This is a genomic window from Methylobacterium sp. WL116, from assembly GCF_008039455.1.
Classification (GTDB): Bacteria; Pseudomonadota; Alphaproteobacteria; order Rhizobiales; family Beijerinckiaceae; genus Methylobacterium.
Map to the genome: position 1 here is coordinate 1 of NZ_VRUV01000401.1, position 4,220 is coordinate 4,220.

The window sequence follows — 4,220 nt, forward strand, 5'->3', positions numbered from 1 at the left end:
GGCGGCGGCCTCGTCGGCTGCCTCGGCCGCGCGCACGCTCTCGCGGCTCGGCTGCGGCCGGCGGAAGTCGGTCTCGAACAGGAACGGCGTCTTGGCCGGAGCGGGCTTGGCGTTCAATAGACCAGCTCCTCCTCGGCGCTGTTCTTGGCGATCATGATCTCGCCCTTGTCGGCGAGGTCCTTGGCGAGCTCGGTCATCTTGGCCTGGGCCTCGTCCACCTCCTTGAGGCGGATCGGGCCGATCGAGCCCATCTCGTCGGTGAGGTTCTTGGCGGCGCGGGTCGACATCTGCGCCAGGAAGAAGCCGCGCACGCGCTCGTCGGCGCCCTTCAGCGCCCGGCACAGGGTCTCGTTGTCGACCGAGCGCATCAGCGTCTGCACGCTGCCGGGATCGAGCTTGAGCAGGTCCTCGAAGGTGAACATCAGCTCGCGGATGCGCTTGGCCGAGCCGCGGTTGCCCTGGTCGAGGGCGGCCAGGAACCGGCCCTCGGTCTGGCGGTCGAAGGCGTTGAAGACGTCGGCCATCATCTCGTGCGCGTCGCGGCGGGCGGATTGCGCGATGGTGGCGACGAACTCGACGCGCAACGTCTCCTCGATGTGGCGGAGCGCCTCCTTCTGCACGGTCTCCATCCGCAGCATCCGGTTGAGCACGTCGATGGCGAATTCCTCCGGCAGCAGGGTGAGCACCTTGGCCGCGTAGTCGGAGCGCACCTTCGACAGCACCACGGCGACGGTCTGCGGGTACTCGTTGCGCAGGAAGGCGGCGAGGATCTCGGGATCGACCTGGGCGATCGAGGCCCAGACCCGCTTGCCCGAGGCGCCCTTGATCTCGGCCATGATCATCGAGACCTGCTCGGTGGGGAAGATCTTCAGCAGCAGTGACTCCGTGCGCTCGAAGTTCGAGGTGATGCCCCCGCCGGTCGACAGCCGCGAGACGAAGTCGATGATCAGCTTCTCGACCGTCTCGGCTTCCAGCGATCCGAGCTGGACCATCGCGTGCGAGACCGTCTTGATCTCGTCCTCCTCCAGGCGCTGCCAGATCGGCGCCCCCTCGGCCTCGCCGAGGAGCAGCAGCAGCGCGGCGGCACGTTGCGGCCCCGGCATCGACGCGAACGCCGATCCCCCGAGGTCCTGCAAGCTCTCACCCAGTCCCGCACCCGCCGCCATCGTCCCGTCCCCTCCTCAAAGCCACTCGGTCGTCGTTCGCATCGTGCCGGCTACGGCGTTTCCTGGATCCAGTTGCGCAGGACCTCGACCGTCTCGGACGGGCTGGCGCGGACCATGTCGACCACCCGCTGCACGGTGTCGGCCTGGATCTGCCCGTTGATCTTGGCGAATTCCATCAGCCGGGCGGTCTGGTTCTCCCGCGGCACCAGGATCGTGCCGCCGGCTTCGATGTCCACCCCGCCCGCCGCGCCCGCCGCACCGAGCAGCGGCGTCGCCGCCGGGTCGGAGGCGAGCACGCGGCGCAGCAGCGGACGCACGACGACGAGCAGCACGATCAGGGTGAGCAAGGCGAGCACGCCGAGCTCGACGAACCGCATCACGTCTTCCTTGGTCGGGCTGAGCAGCGACTGGATCAGCGTCGGCTCGACGAAGTCGGCCGGAGTCGGCGCCTCGGCGAAGCGCAGGTTCACCACCTCGATCTGGTCGCCGCGCGCCTTGTCGAAGCCGACGGTGCTGCGCACCAGGGCCGCGATCCGCTCGATCTCGGCCGCCGGCCTGGGCTGGTAGGCGACCTTGCCGTCGGGGCCGGGCGCGTAGGCGCCGTCGACCAACACCGCCACCGAGAGGCGCTTCACCCGGCCGCCCTCGACCACCTCGGTCCGCGTGACCTTGGAGATCTCGTAGTTCGTGGTCTCCTCGTTCTTGTTCGAGGAATCCTTCGGCGCGGGCGCCTTGTCCTGGGCCGCGCCGGGAAGCTCGTTGCCGACGCTGACCGAGCCCTCGTTGTTGGCGGTCTGCGAGGCCTCGGTGCGGGTCTGGCTCGAGCGTACCACGCGGCTCTCGGGGTCGAAGGTCTCCGAGCGGCTCTCGACGCGGTTCATGTCGAGCTCGGCCGAGACCTGGACGCGGGCACGGCCCGGCCCGACGATGCCGGCGACGATCTCCTCGATCTGCGAGCGCAAGCGGCGCTCGAGTCCGGTCTGCTTCTCCTCGAAGGCGCCGGCCTCGCCCTGCTCACCGCGGGCGCCGTCCGCCAGGAGCCGGCCGCGCTCGTCGACGATCGAGACGCGCTCGGGCTTCAGGCCCTCGACCGCGGAGGCGGCCAGGTGCCGGATCGCGCGGACCTGGCCGGCATCGAGGTCGCCCATCAGCTTTAGGACGATGGCGGCGCTCGGCAGCTCGCGGTCGCGCTCGAACAGGCGGCGCTCGGGCAGGACGAGGTGGACGCGGGCGGCCTGGACCCGGCCGATCGCCCGGATCGAGCGCGACAGCTCGCCTTCGAGCGCGCGCAGGTGGTTCACGTTCTGGACGAAGTTGGTCGACGAGAACGCGTCGCCCTTGTCGAAGATCTCGTAGCCGACGCCGGCCTGGCTCGGCAGGCCCTTGCCGGCGAGGTCCATGCGCAGGCGGGGCAGGTCGGCGCGCGGCGCCATCACGGTCTGGCCGGTGTCGCCCCGGGTCTCGTAGCGGATGCCGCGGGCATCGAGGTCGCGCACCACGGCGGCCGCATCCTGGGCCGACAGGTCGGCGAACAGCACGCCCATGTCGGGGCGCGAGACCCGCAGGATCACGAAGGCGAAGAAGCCGATGAGGGTCAGCGTCACCGCCGCCATCGCGGCGAGGCGCGCCGGTCCGAGCTTGGTGACGAGATCGAGAACCGGCTTCACGGCTGTTACGCGCCCACCCCAGGCGGGCGCCGCGATCGGCCCCGCCCGGCAGAATTTGCCCAGGCCGTGGTTAGCGGGCGGTTAACGAATGGCCGCCGCCCCTCCATCGCCGAGGCCCTCCAAGCAGCGAAGCCGCATCCGCGGGAGGCGGATGCGGCTTCGCGTGAAACCGGCGGCGACCGCGCGGGCTGAACCGCGCCGGCCGGGGCACGAGGTCGAGTCAGTGGCGGTAATGCTGGATGCGCGTGGTGCGCAGGCCGGCAAGGCCGTGCTGGTCGATCGAGAACTGCCAGCTCAGGAACTCCTCGGTGGTGAGGGTGTAGCGCTGGCAAGCCTCTTCCAGGCTAAGGAGACCGCCGCGGACGGCGGCCACCACTTCGGCCTTCCGGCGGATCACCCATCGACGGGTGCTCGTGGGCGGCAGGTCGGCGATCGTCAGGGGACTTCCATCGGGCCCGATCACGTATTTCACTCTCGGGCGGTGCGGTTCGGTCATGATACGCTCTACAACTCGACTGACCTGTCGAGCCATCAACCTACTTGCGCGGGCTTAAAACATGTTGAAGCGGATCACTCGGAAGTGATTCGTTATCCCGAGGTTGTGGACAACCCGATCCCGGTGACGCTGGAGAGCGGCACGCGCGAGGTGCCGATGACCAGGACCGGGTTGGCCCCGCTGAGGTCGACCTCGTCCACGGTGCCGGTCGTCTCGGTCGCGACCGAGACGGCGGCGCCGGTCGCATCGGTGGCCGAGACCTTGATCGAGTAGGTGCCCGCCGCCGAGGCGAGCCCGGACGAGTTCTTGCCGTTCCAGGAGAAGGTCTGGGGGCCGGCGGCGAGCGACGTCGTCTGTGTGCCGACGACGTTGCCGTTGGAATCGGAGATCGCCACCACCGCCTTGGTCGCTGCGCGCGCCGGCGTCAGGCTCCAGGTCGCGGAGCCGTCCTTGAGGTCGGCCGTGGTGCCGTCGGTGGTGATGGTCTTGCCGATGTAGCTCGTGGCCGAGGCCGAGCTCGCCGCCTTGCTGCTCGCCAGGATGCTGTCGAGGCGGTCGTTGCCCTTGAGCTGCTGCTCCACCTGCGCGAACTGCACCAGCTGCTGCGTGAACTGGTTGGTGTCCATCGGGTCGAGCGGGTTCTGGTTCTTGAGCTGCGTCGTCAGCAGGGTCAGGAACTGCGTGAAGTTGCTCGCCAGCGTCGCGCTGTCGGCGGTCTTGCCCGTGCTGCTCGAAGAGGCCGCACTGGTCAGGCTGGAAATGCCGCTGGTCATCGTGGGGGCCTCCTCAGATTCGGATGTCGAGGCCGCTCAGGCCCCGGAGCGCGCGCGTCGGCGCGATCTCCGCGACGGCGGCCTCGGAAGGGGTGCCGGGCGGGGCGCTGCTGCGGCC

The 4,220-nt window shown here is 69.7% G+C and carries 4 protein-coding genes; all 4 read right to left on the bottom strand.

The window, feature by feature from the left end; translation table 11 throughout:
* Window positions 1-113 precede the first annotated feature (113 nt).
* The 4 genes from FV223_RS21365 to FV223_RS21380 all read right to left on the bottom strand — a co-directional run bounded on the left by FV223_RS21365 (window position 114) and on the right by FV223_RS21380 (window position 4,102).
* Window positions 114-1,166 carry a flagellar motor switch protein FliG gene (locus FV223_RS21365; RefSeq protein ID WP_147728882.1) on the bottom strand — a complete coding sequence of 351 codons (1,053 nt, stop codon included), beginning with the start codon at window positions 1,164-1,166 and terminating at the stop codon, window positions 114-116.
* A 50-nt stretch (window positions 1,167-1,216) separates the two neighbouring features.
* A complete protein-coding gene (gene fliF, locus FV223_RS21370; protein ID WP_147728883.1) occupies window positions 1,217-2,833 on the bottom strand; it encodes a flagellar basal-body MS-ring/collar protein FliF in 1,617 nt (538 codons plus the stop codon).
* 220 nt (window positions 2,834-3,053) lie between these two features.
* Window positions 3,054-3,329, bottom strand: coding sequence for a DUF1153 domain-containing protein (locus tag FV223_RS21375; protein ID WP_147728884.1), 276 nt, complete (start codon window positions 3,327-3,329; stop codon window positions 3,054-3,056).
* 92 nt (window positions 3,330-3,421) lie between these two features.
* Window positions 3,422-4,102, bottom strand: coding sequence for a flagellar hook capping FlgD N-terminal domain-containing protein (locus FV223_RS21380; RefSeq protein ID WP_147728885.1), 681 nt, complete (start codon window positions 4,100-4,102; stop codon window positions 3,422-3,424).
* Window positions 4,103-4,220: the final 118 nt, after the last annotated feature.